At 61.5% G+C, this 14,679-nt stretch carries 16 protein-coding genes and 3 tRNA genes; 14 read left to right on the plus strand and 5 right to left on the minus strand.

All coding sequences use genetic code 11. The features are described 5' to 3' along the window. Window positions 1–26: 26 nt before the first annotated feature. A complete protein-coding gene (locus APH44_RS10945; protein WP_054892709.1) occupies window positions 27–455 on the minus strand; it encodes a hypothetical protein in 429 nt (142 codons plus the stop codon). Between the two features lie 207 nt (window positions 456–662). Between APH44_RS10945 and APH44_RS10950 the strand changes: the two genes are divergently transcribed. Next, window positions 663–965 (plus strand): hypothetical protein, encoded by a 303-nt coding sequence (locus tag APH44_RS10950; RefSeq protein ID WP_054892710.1) that lies wholly within the window; start codon window positions 663–665, stop codon window positions 963–965. Window positions 966–968: 3 nt separating this feature from the next. On the opposite strand, the gene APH44_RS10955 is transcribed toward APH44_RS10950, so the two are convergent. Beyond that, window positions 969–2,219, minus strand: coding sequence for an aspartate aminotransferase family protein (locus APH44_RS10955; RefSeq protein WP_054892711.1), 1,251 nt, complete (start codon window positions 2,217–2,219; stop codon window positions 969–971). Between the two features lie 110 nt (window positions 2,220–2,329). After that, window positions 2,330–3,226 (minus strand): transcriptional regulator GcvA, encoded by an 897-nt coding sequence (gene gcvA / locus APH44_RS10960; protein ID WP_054892712.1) that lies wholly within the window; start codon window positions 3,224–3,226, stop codon window positions 2,330–2,332. A gap of 289 nt (window positions 3,227–3,515) precedes the next feature. On the opposite strand from gcvA, the gene APH44_RS10965 reads away from it, so the two are divergent. The 12 genes from APH44_RS10965 to APH44_RS11020 all read left to right on the plus strand — a co-directional run bounded on the left by APH44_RS10965 (window position 3,516) and on the right by APH44_RS11020 (window position 11,409). Continuing rightward, entirely contained in the window at window positions 3,516–4,901 is a 1,386-nt protein-coding gene (locus APH44_RS10965; RefSeq protein WP_054892713.1) for an amino acid permease, read from the plus strand. 106 nt (window positions 4,902–5,007) lie between these two features. Further along, complete coding sequence (locus APH44_RS10970) at window positions 5,008–5,505, plus strand: PaaI family thioesterase (protein ID WP_054892714.1); 498 nt, start codon at window positions 5,008–5,010, stop codon at window positions 5,503–5,505. Between the two features lie 151 nt (window positions 5,506–5,656). After that, on the plus strand, window positions 5,657–6,352 hold the full coding sequence (locus tag APH44_RS10975; protein WP_054892753.1) for a glutathione S-transferase N-terminal domain-containing protein: 696 nt from the start codon (window positions 5,657–5,659) through the stop codon (window positions 6,350–6,352). Window positions 6,353–6,497: 145 nt separating this feature from the next. Then, on the plus strand, window positions 6,498–6,896 hold the full coding sequence (locus APH44_RS10980) for a DUF488 domain-containing protein (protein WP_054892715.1): 399 nt from the start codon (window positions 6,498–6,500) through the stop codon (window positions 6,894–6,896). Window positions 6,897–6,903: 7 nt separating this feature from the next. Continuing rightward, window positions 6,904–7,362, plus strand: coding sequence for an N-acetyltransferase (locus APH44_RS10985; RefSeq protein WP_054892716.1), 459 nt, complete (start codon window positions 6,904–6,906; stop codon window positions 7,360–7,362). Window positions 7,363–7,505: 143 nt separating this feature from the next. Next, window positions 7,506–7,895 carry a helix-turn-helix domain-containing protein gene (locus APH44_RS10990; RefSeq protein WP_054892717.1) on the plus strand — a complete coding sequence of 130 codons (390 nt, stop codon included), beginning with the start codon at window positions 7,506–7,508 and terminating at the stop codon, window positions 7,893–7,895. A 63-nt stretch (window positions 7,896–7,958) separates the two neighbouring features. Next, window positions 7,959–8,597, plus strand: a complete 639-nt coding sequence (gene uvrY / locus APH44_RS10995) for a UvrY/SirA/GacA family response regulator transcription factor (protein WP_054892718.1) — start codon at window positions 7,959–7,961, stop codon at window positions 8,595–8,597. A gap of 6 nt (window positions 8,598–8,603) precedes the next feature. After that, window positions 8,604–10,427, plus strand: a complete 1,824-nt coding sequence (uvrC, locus tag APH44_RS11000; RefSeq protein ID WP_054892719.1) for an excinuclease ABC subunit UvrC — start codon at window positions 8,604–8,606, stop codon at window positions 10,425–10,427. Window positions 10,428–10,460: 33 nt separating this feature from the next. Further along, window positions 10,461–11,021, plus strand: a complete 561-nt coding sequence (gene pgsA / locus APH44_RS11005) for a CDP-diacylglycerol--glycerol-3-phosphate 3-phosphatidyltransferase (protein ID WP_054892720.1) — start codon at window positions 10,461–10,463, stop codon at window positions 11,019–11,021. A 64-nt stretch (window positions 11,022–11,085) separates the two neighbouring features. Further along, a tRNA-Gly gene (locus tag APH44_RS11010) sits at window positions 11,086–11,161 on the plus strand. Window positions 11,162–11,253: 92 nt separating this feature from the next. After that, window positions 11,254–11,329, plus strand: a tRNA-Glu gene (locus tag APH44_RS11015). Between the two features lie 4 nt (window positions 11,330–11,333). Further along, window positions 11,334–11,409 (plus strand) — tRNA-Gly (locus tag APH44_RS11020). Between the two features lie 182 nt (window positions 11,410–11,591). On the opposite strand, the gene APH44_RS30675 is transcribed toward APH44_RS11020, so the two are convergent. After that, window positions 11,592–12,002, minus strand: coding sequence for an autoinducer binding domain-containing protein (locus tag APH44_RS30675; protein ID WP_177339341.1), 411 nt, complete (start codon window positions 12,000–12,002; stop codon window positions 11,592–11,594). Window positions 12,003–12,500: 498 nt separating this feature from the next. Here APH44_RS30675 and APH44_RS11025 point away from each other — a divergent pair, with 498 nt between their 5' ends. Next, window positions 12,501–13,577: a sigma-54-dependent Fis family transcriptional regulator gene (locus APH44_RS11025; protein WP_054892721.1), complete on the plus strand. Its 1,077-nt coding sequence runs from the start codon at window positions 12,501–12,503 to the stop codon at window positions 13,575–13,577. Here the strand turns inward: APH44_RS11025 and APH44_RS11030 are convergent. Further along, the gene (locus APH44_RS11030) at window positions 13,555–14,679 is read right to left on the minus strand and encodes an LLM class flavin-dependent oxidoreductase (RefSeq protein ID WP_054892722.1); all 1,125 of its coding nucleotides are present in this window, start codon (window positions 14,677–14,679) and stop codon (window positions 13,555–13,557) included. The two genes, APH44_RS11025 and APH44_RS11030, sit on opposite strands and share 23 nt — an antisense overlap.

Below are 14,679 nucleotides of genomic sequence, written 5' to 3' on the forward strand. Positions count from 1 at the left end.
GAGAATCCTGCTGCGCCGCCGGGCTGTCAGTCGGCCTGGGCTTGCAGTACCCAAGTGCCGTCGACCTCGCGCGCCAGGCCGCTGGCCGGGAGCAGGGCCAGAAGCCGCTCATGCAGGTTCGTTTCGGTGAAGGTGCGCAGGGTGTTCAGATCGAGCTGGCCGAGCAGAGGCAGGTCGTTCTTGGTGTATGACAGCCAGGCTTTCTTCAAGGCTTGCAATACATCGCTGCCTGCGGTGTTGGCGAAGCGCCGGTGCATCGGGCGGCCATCGAACTCGTAGGTGTGGCGGTGGCTGTAGCTGGTCTCGTCGCCGTTCAGCTCGACGCAGCGATGACAGCGACAGACGCCGTCGCCAAAGGCGTTGCGCAGGTAGGTGTTGAAGTCCACGACGGGCTTGAGGGTCAGGCGTTTGTCGACCTCGAACAGGTCGGCGATCAGGGGTTCTTCGGCGCTCACGTGGTGTCCTCGTCTGGTATGGCGTGCATCGCCCGGCACCCTAACAGATCGACGGGGCCAGATCACCTGTTGCAGGCCTAGCGCGTCGCAGGCGAGTCCACCGCGCTTCGTCGCTGCGGTTGACCCGTGAACAGGCCCTTAGAGACAACAGGGATCACCTGCCGTACTCTACGCGCCCACACGACCATCCTTTCGAGGTAACCCCGCTTGAGCACCAAGTACCCCTACACCGCCACCGTGACCGTCAGCGCCGAAGACCGCGGAGGCGATACCGAAGCCTCGGAAAACCCAGGCATGCGCGTTGGTCTCGAGGCGGTGACCGAAACGCTGAAGAAGGTGCATTTCGTCGGTACGCTCGCGGCTCCTGAAAAGTCGGCCACGCATATCTGTGTCACGCTTGAGAACGGCCTGACTTACTACGGCCCGATCGTCAACGGCCATGCCGAGCTCGAAGGCGGCTGGATCGCCTTCGAGTCCGACATGCTCACGCCAGAAGAACTGGGGCTCTGAGTCTCAGTCCAGTGCGGCCAGGCACTGCTCGAGGATATCCAGCCCTTCCTCGAGTACATCCTCCTCGATGGTCAGCGGTGCCAGCAGGCGAATGATGTGGCGGGCCTTGCCACTGGGCATCAGCAGCAACCCCTTGGCTCGTGCAGCGTCCATTACCTTGGCCAGTTGCGCAGGCGCCGGGCTGCCGTCGGGGTTGACGAACTCGATCCCTCGCATCGCGCCAACGCCGGTCAGGCGCCCCAGGTAACGGCACAGGCCACTGGCCTTCCAGTGTTCGAAGCGTCTCACGATGGCCTGCTCCTGGCGCTCGCCCCAGGTGGCGAGGTTCTCGTCGCTCATCTGCGCCAGGCTGGCCAGGGCCGCGGCACAGGCGATGGGATTACCTGAATAGGTGCCGCCAAGCCCGCCCTTGGGCAGGGCATCCAGCAGTTCACGTCGGCCGACCACTGCACCCAGCGGCATGCCGCCGGCGATGCTCTTGGCCAGCAACAGCAGATCCGGTTCGATGCCCAGGCGTGGGAAGGCGAAGCGCTGGCCGGTGCGTCCGAAACCGGACTGGATCTCGTCGATGATGATGAGAATGCCATGTTGGTCGCAGAAGCCGCGCAGGGCTTGGGCGAAGGTGGGGTCCAGCGCGAGGAAGCCGCCTTCGCCTTGCACCGGTTCGAGGATGAAGGCTGCGACATCCTCGACCGCGAGCTCGACGCTGAACAGCCGTTCCATGGCCTTGAGTGCCTGTTCGCAGCTCACGCCAGTATCGGCACTGGGGTAGGGCAGGTGATAGACCGGCCCCGGCAGCTCACCCACGCGTTGCTTATAGGGGGCGACCTTGCCGTTGAGGTTGAGGGTGGCCAGGGTGCGGCCATGGAAGCCGCCGTCGAAGGCGATGACCGCGCGCTTGCCGGTGGCGCCACGGGCCACCTTCAACGCGTTCTCTGCGGCTTCGGCGCCGCTGTTGGTGAGCATGCCGGCGAGCGGGTAGTTCACTGGCACGAACGCACTCAACTGCTCCATGAGGGCAAGATAAGGCGCATGGGGCGCTGCGTTGAAGGCGTAGTGGGTTAGGCGGGCGGCCTGGTGCTGAATGGCCTCGACCACTGCCGGGTTGCAGTGGCCCAGGTTGAGCACGCCGATACCGCCGACGAAGTCGATATAGCGCTTGCCGTCGGTATCCCATACTTCGGCGTTGCGGCCATGGGAAAGTGTGATCGGGTGAACGATGGCGATGGACTGGCTGATACTTTCCTGATTCATGGACGCACGGAACCTTGTTCGAATTTCTTATTATCCAAGCGCGATGAATGTGTGTTCGGCAAACGAATTATTCGATTGGGATCATTCCTTGGATTCTCGAAGTTCGACTTTTAACCCTCTTCAGCTGCCCGTTCCAGGATCCACTCCACGAAGGCCTTCACCTTGGGCACCTCGGCCGCATGCTCGGCATGGGCCATGAAGTGCCGGCCATTGCTCGCCACCGGATGATTCCACGGCACCACCAGCTTGCCTTCGCTCAGTTCCTCGGCCACCAGATAACGCGGAATCAGGGCAATTCCGCAGCCTGCGATGGCTGCGCGGATGCACAGGTAGAAGGTGTCGAAGCGTGGTCCGTGGTAGCTATTCTGGCTGTGCAGCCCCAGCCCAAGGAACCACTCGTGCCAGGCTTCGGGCCTCGATGCGCATTGCAGCAGACGGTGCTCGGTCAGCGACTGGGCACTGTCGAAAGCATGTGCCTGCAACAGTTGTGGTGCGCACACGGGCACCACTTCCTCGCTGAACAGTTCCAGGCAGGTGGCGCCGGGCCAGGTGCCCTGGCCAAAGAAGAATGCGATATCGACCTTGGCCTGCACGAGGTCGAATGGCTCCAGTTCGTTACGCACGTCCAGGTGGATGCGCGGATGGCGTTCGCCGAAACCTTTGAGGTGTGGCACCAGCCAGCGGGCACCGAAGGTGGGCTGGGTGGCGATGCGCAGGACTTCGGTCTCGTCGCCGTAGCTGAGGATGTAGCGGCTGGAGATGTCGATCTGGGTGAGGATCTTGTTCACTTCCGTGAGGTACAGCGCGCCTGCCGGGGTCAGGTGCAGGCGTCGGCGAATACGCTGGAACAGCGGGTGGGACAACATGTCCTCGAGCTGTGCGACCTGTTTGCTCACCGCGCTCTGGGTGAGGTGCAACTCCTGCGCCGCACGGGTAAAGCTCAGGTGGCGGGCGGCTGCCTCGAAGCATTGCAGGGCGGTGGTGGAGGGCATCAGGCGTTTGGACATGACAGGCGTTACCAGGCAGGAAAAATAAGAAATGCATTCCAAAACGGAATCATGTGTTTCTAAAAGGTCGTTTGTTGAGCCACGCCTATAGATTAATACTGACCTGGATCAACGATTACAACCCGATGGAGAGGCAAGAGAAAAAACACCCCTTACTCCAACTTCCTGTCCTGTGCGCAGTGACAGCGAAAACTGCACAACAACAAGAAACAACAGCACAGACCTACAACAAAATCTGCTCAGACTCATCGCCGCCTTTTGCGGCGGCCGACCCATCAGAGGGTTCCCCATGGCATCGTCACAACAAAAGAAACAGCGTTCGCTGCAGCACGGCCTGACTTCGCGCCAGGTGTCCATGATTTCCATAGCAGGCATCATTGGTGCCGGTCTGTTCATCGGCTCCTCCAACGCCATCGCCACGGCAGGCCCGGCGATCCTCATTTCCTATGCCATGACCGGCCTGCTGGTGCTGCTGGTGATGCGCATGCTTGGCGAAATGGCCATCGCCAACCCCAACAGCGGTTCGTTTTCCACCTACGCCACCGAGGCCATCGGACCTTGGGCCGGTTTCACCATCGGCTGGCTGTACTGGTGGTTCTGGGTATTGATCATCCCGGTCGAGGCGATCGCTGGCGCCGATATCCTCCATGCCTATTTTCCCGATGTGCCGTCCTGGCTATTCGCCTTCCTGATCATGGTACTGCTGTCGGGGACCAACCTGGTCAGCGTGAAGAACTTCGGCGCCTTCGAGTACTGGTTCGCGTTGATCAAGGTGGTCGCCATTCTCGCCTTCATCATCATCTGCAGCCTGGCACTGTTCGGCGTCTGGCCGTTGGCCAAGGTCTCCGGCGTCAGCCAGTTGTGGGCCAACGGAGGCTTCATGCCCAATGGCTTTGGCACGGTGCTGGGGGGCGTGCTGATCACTATCTTCTCGTTCTTCGGTGCCGAGATCGTCACCATTGCCGCCGATGAAACCGCCAACCCCAAGGAGAAGATCCGTCGTGCCACCAACCTTGTGGTGTATCGCATCGCTATCTTCTACCTGGCGTCGATCTTCCTGGTGGTGTCGCTGGTAGCTTGGAACGATCCGGGGCTCAAGGCCGTGGGCTCGTTCCAGCGCGTCCTGGAGGTGCTCAATGTGCCGGGCGCCAAGCTGGTGGTCGATCTGGTGGTGTTGGTGGCGGTGACCAGTTGCATGAACTCCGGGCTCTACACGGCCTCGCGGATGCTCTATTCGTTGGGCGCTCGCGGTGAGGCGCCGAGCATGACCCGGCGTATTTCCGGGGCTGGTGTGCCGACCGTAGCAGTGATCCTTTCGACGTTGGCGGGTTTCGCCGGCTGCTTCGTCAACTATGTGTTCCCGGGCAAGGTGTTCGGTTTCCTGTTGTCGACCACGGGGGCCATCGCCCTGCTGGTGTACCTGGTGATTGCTGTTTCGCAACTGCGCATGCGTGCGCGGGCTGAGCGTGAGGGGACGGAGCTTGCATTGAACATGTGGTTGTTCCCATGGCTCACCTGGCTGGTGATCGGGACTATCGTACTGGTGCTGGGGTACATGCTGTTCAGCGATGCCTATCGCTACGAAACCCTGATGACGGCCGGGGTTACCGCGGTGATCCTGCTGATTTCCGTGACACGGCGGCGAGAGAGGGCTGGTCGGGTGCAAGTCGTTTGAGGCTTGCGCTCATCCTGTGTTGCCGCTGCAGGTGAGTGCACAAGGAAGGGGGGGAGCGCTACCATCCTCCCGCCATCCTTCCCATTCCAACAAGCACAGGAAGCGTATGAACGAGAAAGCACTCTCCCTCCAGCAACTGGCGGCGCCCGAAGGCTCCTGCTATGGCTGCGGTTGTTCCCACCCCAGTGGCCTGCATATCCAGAGCCACTGGGACAGCGACGGCGTGCACCTGCTGTGCCGGCACTCACCTGACAGCGGCTTCATCGGCTGGCCCGGATTGGTCTACGGTGGCCTGTTGGCGATGCTAGTGGACTGCCATTCCAACTGGACCGCAATGGCCTACCACTACCGGGCCGAAGGGCGCGAGCCGGGCAGCTTGCCGCGTATTGACTGTGTCACCGGCACCCTCAGCCTGACCTACCTCAAACCTACGCCCATGGGTGTCGAGTTGCTGCTCAAGGCCAGGGTCGAAGGTGAGGTCGGGCGCAAGAGCCGGGTCCTCTGTGAGGTCTGGGCCGGGGACGTGCTGACCGTCAGCGCCGATTCGGTGTTCGTGCGTGTCGACACCGAAAAGCTCAAGCGGCAGGCGCACGAGCGTAGCTGAACCCTGGGGGCGGTAGCCATTCCTGCCACGCTATTGATCCAGCGACAAGTGGCGCACCCGTGTGGGGGCGTCACTTTCGATATCTGGAAGGCCATGGTCAAACCTTGACGTTGGTTCTAGAGTGATGATCCCTTCGCATTCGGAATCGACCATGACCGATCTGTCCGCTTTTCCCATCACACAGAAGTGGCCGGCGCAGCACCCCGAGCGCCTGCAACTCTACTCGCTGGCCACACCCAATGGCGTCAAGGTCTCGATCATGCTCGAAGAGATCGGCCTGCCCTATGAGGTACACAAGGTCAGCTTCGAGACCAATGATCAGCTGACGCCCGAGTTCATCTCGCTCAGCGTCAACAACAAGATCCCTGCGATTCTCGATCCCGACGGTCCCGGCGGGCATGCATTGCCGCTGTTCGAGTCAGGGGCGATCCTCCAGTACCTGGCGGAGAAGACTGGCCAGTTGCTCAGCCAGGACCCCGCGCAGCGCTATCAGACCTTGCAGTGGCTGATGTTCCAGATGGGCGGCATTGGGCCAATGTTTGGCCAGGTGGGGTTCTTCCATTTCTTCGCTGGCAAGGATTACGAGGACAAGCGTCCGCGTGATCGCTACGTCAACGAATCCAAGCGTCTGCTCGGTGTGCTCGATCGTCACCTGAAGGGCCGTGAGTGGATGGTCGATGAGTACAGCATCGCTGACATCGCCATTTTCCCCTGGGTGCGCAATCTGGTGGACCGCTACGACGCCCGTGATCTGGTGGGCTTTGAGACGTTCAAGGAAGTGCAGCGAGTGCTGGCGAAATTCCTGGAGCGTCCTGCGGTGCAGCGTGGGCTGAAAATTCCGGGCTGACTTGATCGAGGCCGCCCGCGCGGCCTCTTTTTTTGCCCCGGGCGAGGGTTGCGCAGCCGCTGTCTGGTGTTGATCGAATGGCTGTCGCGTGACCTTGGTCAATGTAGGTCGTAGGCTGAAGGTGAAAATAGCGCCGGAAAATTCGATGATCTGTTGCAAACGCGTGTATCAATCGGTTTCGCCTGAGGACGGACAGCGGGTGCTGGTCGATCGCTTGTGGCCACGCAATATGCGCAAGGATGCCTTGCACGGCCAGTGGTTGCGCGACGTTGCACCGTCGGATGCGCTGCGCAGGGCGTTTCATGCCGGGGATATGGACTTCGCCGGTTTTTCCGAGCATTACCGTGCCGAACTGGCGGCCCATCCTGAGCATTGGTATCCGCTGCTGGATCTGGCGGCCAAGGGGACCCTGACCCTATTGTTCGCAGGCAAGGATACTGCGCACAACAATGCCCAGGTGCTCGCCGACTGGCTGGAAGAAGAGCTCGATCGAAGGGGGCCGGGCAGTTCGCCGGTGTGTTATGCCCAGGAGCCAGGCGGATAGCGATGCAATGACTCAACTATCACTTGAACTCGTTCCGGCCACCGCAGGCTGTCGTACCTTCGCCCGCGACCTGACGCGACGCGCCATGCTCCCGTACTACCGCGAGTTCGACCTGTTGTGGATCGAAGAGGCATTTGACGAAGCTTGGAGCTGGCGCGAGCAGTGGCTGGTGAAGGCGGGTGAGCAAGTGCTGGGTTTCTGCAGCCTCAGTCAGGACCGCCAGGCCTTGTTCATCCGCGAACTGCACCTGCTGCCCGAGCACCGCGGGCACGGCGTTGGATCCTGGGTGCTGGGGCAGTTGGCCGGATGGGCAGCGCAACGTCGTTTGCCGTTACTGCGCCTGATGGTGTTTCGCAGTAACCCGGCCAGGCGACTCTATGCACGCTCGGGCTTTGTTGAAATAGGGGAGGACGACTGTTTCGTTCGTATGCAGCGCAATGTCATGGTCGCGGGCGCGAGGTCATGATGTCGGTACAGGTTTAGACAAGTGGCGTAATAGTAGCTTGTATTGGTTGGATCCAATGTGCATAGTGCCAACTGGATTCGTGGCTATTCGCCTGGGTGCCGGACGCGCCCAGGGGTATCTGATCGAGAGAGGAAGGGAGTCGAATGAAAGGATTCGGTCTGCGTTTGAGGGAAGAGCGCGAGCGGCTGGGATTGACCCAGCGAGTGTTCGGTGACATCGGGGGTGTCGAGCCCAACGCCCAGGGCAAGTACGAAAGTGGGGAGCGCACGCCACGCATCGATTATCTGGCGGCGCTCGCCGCAAAGGGCGTCGATGCTGCGTACGTACTCAGCGGCCTGCGCACGCCAGCGCCATTGGAATGCCTCAGTGGCGATGAGAGCCGCGTGCTGGGTATGTTGCGACGGCTGACTTCAGCCGATCGGGCAGCGATCTGGCACCTGCTCGGGCGTCTGGCGGCAGATAACGAAAGCTACGAAAAGACTCGCCTGCGAAGGGCAGACCGCCAGGCATATGCCAATGACGCTTTGCGCTAGGTTCGTGATGAAATTTTTTGTTAAGGTGGCCGGATCCAATCGCCCCCATGACGAGGTGTCTGCTTGATTAGGGTACTTGTGGTCGATGATCACGATCTGGTGCGTACCGGTATCACGCGCATGCTGGCCGATATCGATGGGCTGCAAGTGGTCGGCGAGGCGGATTCGGGCGAAGCCGCCCTCAAGCTTGCCCGTGAGCTGAAACCTGACGTAGTCCTCATGGACGTCAAGATGCCCGGAATCGGTGGCCTGGAAGCCACGCGCAAATTGCTACGCAGTCACCCGGATACCAAAGTGGTCGCCGTCACCGTATGCGAGGAAGACCCGTTTCCCACGCGCTTGCTGCAGGCAGGCGCCGCAGGATACCTGACCAAGGGCGCGGGGCTCGACGAAATGGTCCAGGCTATCCGCCTGGCCTTCGCGGGGCAGCGCTACATCAGCCCGCAGATCGCCCAGCAGCTGGCGCTCAAATCGTTCCAGCCCCAGGGGTCACCGTTCGATGCGCTGTCGGAGCGGGAAATCCAGATTGCCCTGATGATTGTCGGCTGCCAGAAAGTGCAGATCATCTCAGACAAGTTGTGTCTGTCCCCCAAGACCGTCAATACTTACCGTTATCGGATCTTCGAAAAACTCTCGGTCACCAGCGACGTCGAACTGACATTGCTGGCCGTTCGCCACGGTATGGTTGACGCAAGCCTGTAATCCCCCATGTCCCAACTCTTTGATGCCAGCGCGTTCCTGGCGACCTGCAGCGGTCGCCCAGGCGTGTACCGGATGTTCGATGCCGAGTCCCGGCTGCTTTACGTGGGCAAGGCCAAGAACCTCAAGAAGCGTCTGGCCAGCTACTTCCGCAAGACTGGCCTGGCGCCGAAAACGGCCGCCCTGGTGGGGCGCATCGCTCAGGTCGAAACCACCATTACCGCGAACGAGACCGAGGCGCTGCTGCTCGAGCAGACGCTGATCAAGGAGTGGCGTCCGCCCTACAACATTTTGTTGCGGGACGACAAATCCTACCCTTACGTCTTTCTTTCCGACGGCGATTTCCCACGCCTGGGCATACATCGTGGCGCGAAAAAAGCCAAGGGCCGCTACTTCGGCCCTTATCCCAGCGCCGGGGCGATCCGTGAAAGCCTGAGCCTGCTGCAGAAAGCCTTCTCGGTGCGTCAGTGCGAGGACAGCTATTACGCCAACCGCACCCGGCCGTGCCTGCAATACCAGATCAAGCGCTGCAAGGGACCGTGCGTCGGCCTGGTCACGCCCGAGGAGTATGCCGAAGACGTACGGCATTCGGTGATGTTCCTCGAGGGGCGTAGCCAGCAGTTGGGCAACGAGCTCAACGCCGAGATGGAGCAGGCCGCCATGGCGCTGAATTTCGAGAAGGCCGCCGAGCTGCGCGACCAGATCGCCTTGTTGCGTCGCGTCCAGGACCAGCAGTACATGGAAGGCGGCTCCGGTGACGTCGATGTCATCGCCGCCTTCGTCAACCCAGGCGGGGCCTGCGTGCACCTGATCAGCGTCCGCAGCGGGCGCGTGCTGGGGAGCAAGAACTTCTTCCCGCAGGTGGGTATCGAGGAGGAGGTGTCCGAAGTGATGGCGGCCTTCCTTTCCCAGTACTACCTGGGCAACGCCGAGCGAGAACTGCCAGGAGAGCTGATCGTCAATGTGGTCCACGAGGACTTTCAGGCCATCACTGAAGCAGTACAGACCTTGCGCAGTCGCGACCTGGCCATCAGCCACCGAGTCCGAGGGACTCGGGCACGCTGGCAGCAACTGGCCGTGACCAACGCCGAGCAGGCGCTCAACGCTCGTCTGGCCAACCGCCAGCACATGGCCGCACGTTTCGAGGCCTTGGCTCAGGTGCTCAACCTGCCGGAGGTGCCGCAGCGCCTGGAGTGCTACGACATCAGCCACTCCAGCGGCGAGGCTACGGTGGCCTCGTGCGTGGTGTTCGGCCCTGAGGGACCGCTCAAGTCCGACTACCGCCGTTTCAACATCGAAGGTGTCACCGCCGGTGACGACTATGCTGCCATGCACCAGGCCCTGACTCGCCGTTTCGGGCGAATCAAGGACGGCGAGGGCAAGTTGCCCGATGTGCTGTTGGTCGACGGCGGCAAGGGGCAGCTGAACATGGCCCGTGAAGTCATGCAGGAGCTGGCACTGAGTGACCTTACCTTGCTCGGGGTGGCCAAGGGGGTGACCCGCAAGGCCGGCTTCGAGACGTTGTATCTCAACGATGTGGCCCACGAATTCACCCTCAAGGGCGATTCACCGGCACTGCACCTGATTCAGCAGATTCGTGATGAGGCGCACCGTTTTGCCATCACTGGCCACCGCGCACGTCGCGGCAAGGCCCGCCGTACGTCCAGCCTCGAAGACGTTGCAGGGGTCGGACCGAAGCGCCGTCGAGACTTGCTGAAACATTTCGGCGGCCTGCAGGAGCTCAACCGCGCCAGTGTCGACGAGATTGCCAAGGCACCCGGCATCAGTAAAAAGCTTGCCGAGTCGATTTATGCGAGCCTGCATAGCGAGTAGAATGCCGGGTTCAACTCGCAGCCAGTCGTACCGATGAATATTCCAAACCTGCTCACCGTTCTACGCGTCCTGCTCATCCCGATCTTCATTCTGCTGTTCTACGTGCCTTATCACTGGAGTTACGTAGCCGCCAGCAGCGTGTTCGCCATCGCCGCCGCAACTGACTGGCTCGATGGCTATCTGGCCCGTCGTCTTCAGCAGAGCACGCCGTTCGGGGCGTTTCTGGATCCTGTCGCCGACAAACTGATGGTTGCCGTGGCGCTGGTACTGTTGGTGCAGGTGCACGCCAACTTCTGGCTGACGCTGCCCGCAGCGGTGATCATCGGGCGTGAAATCGTGGTATCGGCTCTGCGCGAGTGGATGGCCGAGCTGGGGGCGAGGGCGCATGTGGCGGTGTCGAACCTGGGCAAGTGGAAGACCGCCGCGCAGATGTTGGCGCTGGTCATTCTGCTGGGCAATCCGCCGGTGCTGACCTTCTGGGTCGCACTCGGTTACGGGCTGTTGCTGGTGGCCGCAGGCCTGACTTTGGTGTCGATGGTGCATTACCTGCTGGCGGCCTGGCCGCACCTGCGCGAAGGCTCCGAGCAGAAGTAAAACTTTTTTTGAATCAAGGGGTTGACCTTCCCTGGCAGTTCGCTAGAATGGCACCCATCACGACGCGGGAATAGCTCAGTTGGTAGAGCACGACCTTGCCAAGGTCGGGGTCGCGAGTTCGAGTCTCGTTTCCCGCTCCAATTTTCACGGTGCTGCCTGAGGCAGGGCTGGGAAATAAATCCAGTGCAAGCCGCAAGGCTTTATAGCTGGTGCGCTGAAAAGCGTTGGGTATGTCCCCTTCGTCTAGTGGCCTAGGACACCGCCCTTTCACGGCGGTAACAGGGGTTCGAGTCCCCTAGGGGACGCCATTTAGCGGGAATAGCTCAGTTGGTAGAGCACGACCTTGCCAAGGTCGGGGTCGCGAGTTCGAGTCTCGTTTCCCGCTCCAAATATCGATCTACAGAGTTCCATGGAAGTCTGTAGATACCTGAAAATAGACGCTTCGGCGTCTTTTTTCGTTTCAGTCAACGCCACTCCGATCCATGGGCATTCGGACTAATTGAGTCCAGAAATTAGTCCATGAAATCCGGACTTGCGCGGTCGCGCTCATCTCGCGTGTATGCGGGATGTTCAAACGCACCCGCGATTGGACTTGAGCGCTGCATCACTTTGCGCTGCCGTGCGGTGGAGGAATTCACCCAGCCAGAGCGCTGATGCTGCGTTCTGATAATGCTCTGCAGCAGACACGCTGACGTGAGGCCGCAACAGCGCCAGGCAGCTATGGGCAACGCCTTCATGCAGAGGCTGTAGCCACCCGTGGCGAAGACCGAGGCGCTGGGCCTGGGCCCAGAGCGAGGGCGCTGTAGCGAAGGCCTTGGGCTCCCAGATCAACGGGATGTTTGAGCGCTGCAGGTGATGGGCTCGCAAATCCAGCGCGGCCTGAATAATCGCTTCCGAGCCCGTTACCAGATTGCCTGCGCTGATCGCATGCGTGCAGCTTGCAAAGCTGAAACGGTAGTAGCGAAACCCTAGCTCGCGCACCAGCGCGGGCTAGGCTTCGAGTAGCGTCGGGAGGTGGCCCAGACGTTGCCAGTCCTCCGCTGTTCGGTTGAGCATCGAACCTCCTTGTGGTGTCGCTCCTGATTGACGCTACTGCGGGGCGGCGGGTGGAAGCGTTGCCCGAATTCCGAGTAATTTTTTCCACTATAAAGTGGGAAATATATACGACTAAATAAACATAGCGTTTACTTCCATTTTTCATTTTTTCTGCCAGCACATTCCGTGCATAAACCAACGGCCTTTGTAGAGCCTGAAAGGTGCGCGGATGTAAAACGCTTCGGCGTCTTTTTTCGCTCCGGGCTCAATTCGCTACCCATTCACCGCACCTGATCTTTGCCGCTCGCCAGCACCTGTTTCATCCCGCCCACTGCTCAGAAACAAAAGTTTTGTGGTAATGCTTTTTAAATATTTCTGGTTATAACCGCGGCTCGCTAAAGTAGCGTCACTTTCCGATCGCCACCTACGCTGGAACTCCTTGCCATGAGCGGCCCCCAGGGACATTCGAGCCCGATCCTGACCTTCCCCCAAGGGGAAAAGGATCCCCTGTCGATTCGGGCCAAGGCCCTGGTCTTCGCCGATCCGCGTTCGCGCCAACTGCTGGAGTTTCTGCAAAGGGTCGGACCGAGTGAAGTGCCCGTGCTGATCAACGGTGAGACCGGCACCGGCAAGGAGCTGGTCGCCCGTTACCTGCATGCGGCCAGCGGCCGTCGTGGCGCCTTCGTGGCTGTCAACTGCGGGGCGATCAGCGAAACGCTGGCCGAAAGCGAATTCTTCGGCCATGAGGCCGGGGCCTTTTCCGGCGCCGCGGGCCGTCGTGCCGGCTGGTTCGAGGAGGCTGACGGCGGCACCTTGTTTCTCGACGAGATTGGCGATCTGCCGCTAGCGCTGCAGGTCAAGCTGTTGCGCGTGCTGCAGGAGCAGGAGGTGGTGCGGGTCGGTTCGCGCAAGCCCGTGAAGATCGACATTCGCCTGGTCACCGCCACCAACGTCGACCTGGAGCAGGCGGTGGAGGCGGGCACCTTTCGCCTGGACCTCTTCTATCGCATCAACGTCGCCCAGGTCGCCGTGTTGCCACTGCGCGAAAGGCCCCTCGACATCCTGCCGTTGGTGGAACACTTTCGGCGGCTCTACAGCGCGCGCTTGAACATCAGTGAACCGATGCTCTCCGAGTCGGCGACCCAGGCGCTGCTCGACTATCCCTGGCCGGGCAATATCCGTGAGCTGGAAAACGTTGTGCACCTGGCATTGCTGGTGGCCGGCGACAAGCCGATCCGCCCGGAACACCTGAAGTTTTCCGCTGGGCTGAGTGTGGCCAGGGCCAGTGCGGGCAACGTGCACACGCTGCCCCAGGAGGTGATGCGCGAACAGTTGCTGCGCTTGTTCGAGGTCCCTGGAGAGGCGTTGCTGCACGACATCGAAGACCTGATCGTGCGCGAAGCGTTTGCCTATTGCGGCTTCAACCAACTGCGCACGGCGGCGTTGCTGGGCATCACCCGCAATGCCATGCGCACCTTGCTGGTCAATCACGGCATGCTCAAGGGCCGCACGCCGGGCTGATCCGCCGCAACAACGGCACCAGCTCGGCCCCCAGGTGAATCGCCTCTTCCAGATGCGGGAAGCCCGACAGCACGAAACACTCCACGCCCAGTTGGCTGTAGGCTTCGATCCGATCGGCGACCTGCTGGTAGCTGCCCACCAGCGCAGTGCCGGCGCCCCCCCGCACCAGCCCGACCCCGGCCCAGAGGTTGGGTGAAACCTCCAGCTCACGCGCCCGTCGTCCACGTCCCTTGACCAGCCCGGTCTGGCGCGACTGGCCGACCGACTCGTAGGCGGCCATCTGCAGTTGCGCCTGTTCGATGGCTTCCTTGGGGATCTCCTCCAGCAAGCGCTCCACATGCGCCCAGGCTTGCTCATCGGTGGGCGCGGCGAACACGTGCAAACGCAAGCCGAAGCGCAAGGTGCGCCCGCGTGTTGCGGCCAGTTCGCGCATGCGCAGGATGCGTTCGGCGATCATCTGCGGCGGTTCGCACCACATCAGGTAGGTCTGCGCGTGGGCTGCGCCCACCTGTTCGGCGGCGTTGGATGCGCCGCCGAAATAGATCGCCGGTGCTGCTGCCTGAGGTGCGATCGGGCTGCCGCCCCCGCTGCGGTAGTAGCGTCCGTGATGGGGTTGACCGTGTCCGCTCCAGACGGCCTGGAACACCTGGAGAAACTCGGCAGTGCGTGCATAACGCTCGTCATGCTCGAGAAAATCCCCCAGCGAGCGTTGCTCGAAGCGGCTCGATCCGCTGACCACATGCAGGTCCAGGCGCCCGTTGCTGAGCAACTGCAGGGTCGCGGCGCGGTGGGCGCTGTAGGCGGGCAGTTCGAGCCCCGGACGCACCGTCAGCAGGAAGCGCAGGCGCTGTACCTCCTGGGCCAGCACGGCCGTGATCAGCCAAGGGTCTTCGAAACCGCTGGCGGTGGGCACCATGATGCCGTCGAAGTTGCCGAGCTCGGCGGCGCGTACCACCTGGCGCAAATAGTCGAGGGTCGGCGCGCGTTCACCCTGCTGGAACAGGCCGACCTTGGGCAGGCCGCTGCTGGTCAGGTGACGGCCGTCGCCATTGGTGGGCAGGAACCAGTCGATCTCGATCGGCCGGTGCGCGGGCTTGTACAT

This window comes from Pseudomonas sp. NBRC 111143 (assembly GCF_001320965.1).
Taxonomy (GTDB): Bacteria; Pseudomonadota; Gammaproteobacteria; order Pseudomonadales; family Pseudomonadaceae; genus Aquipseudomonas; species Aquipseudomonas machongensis.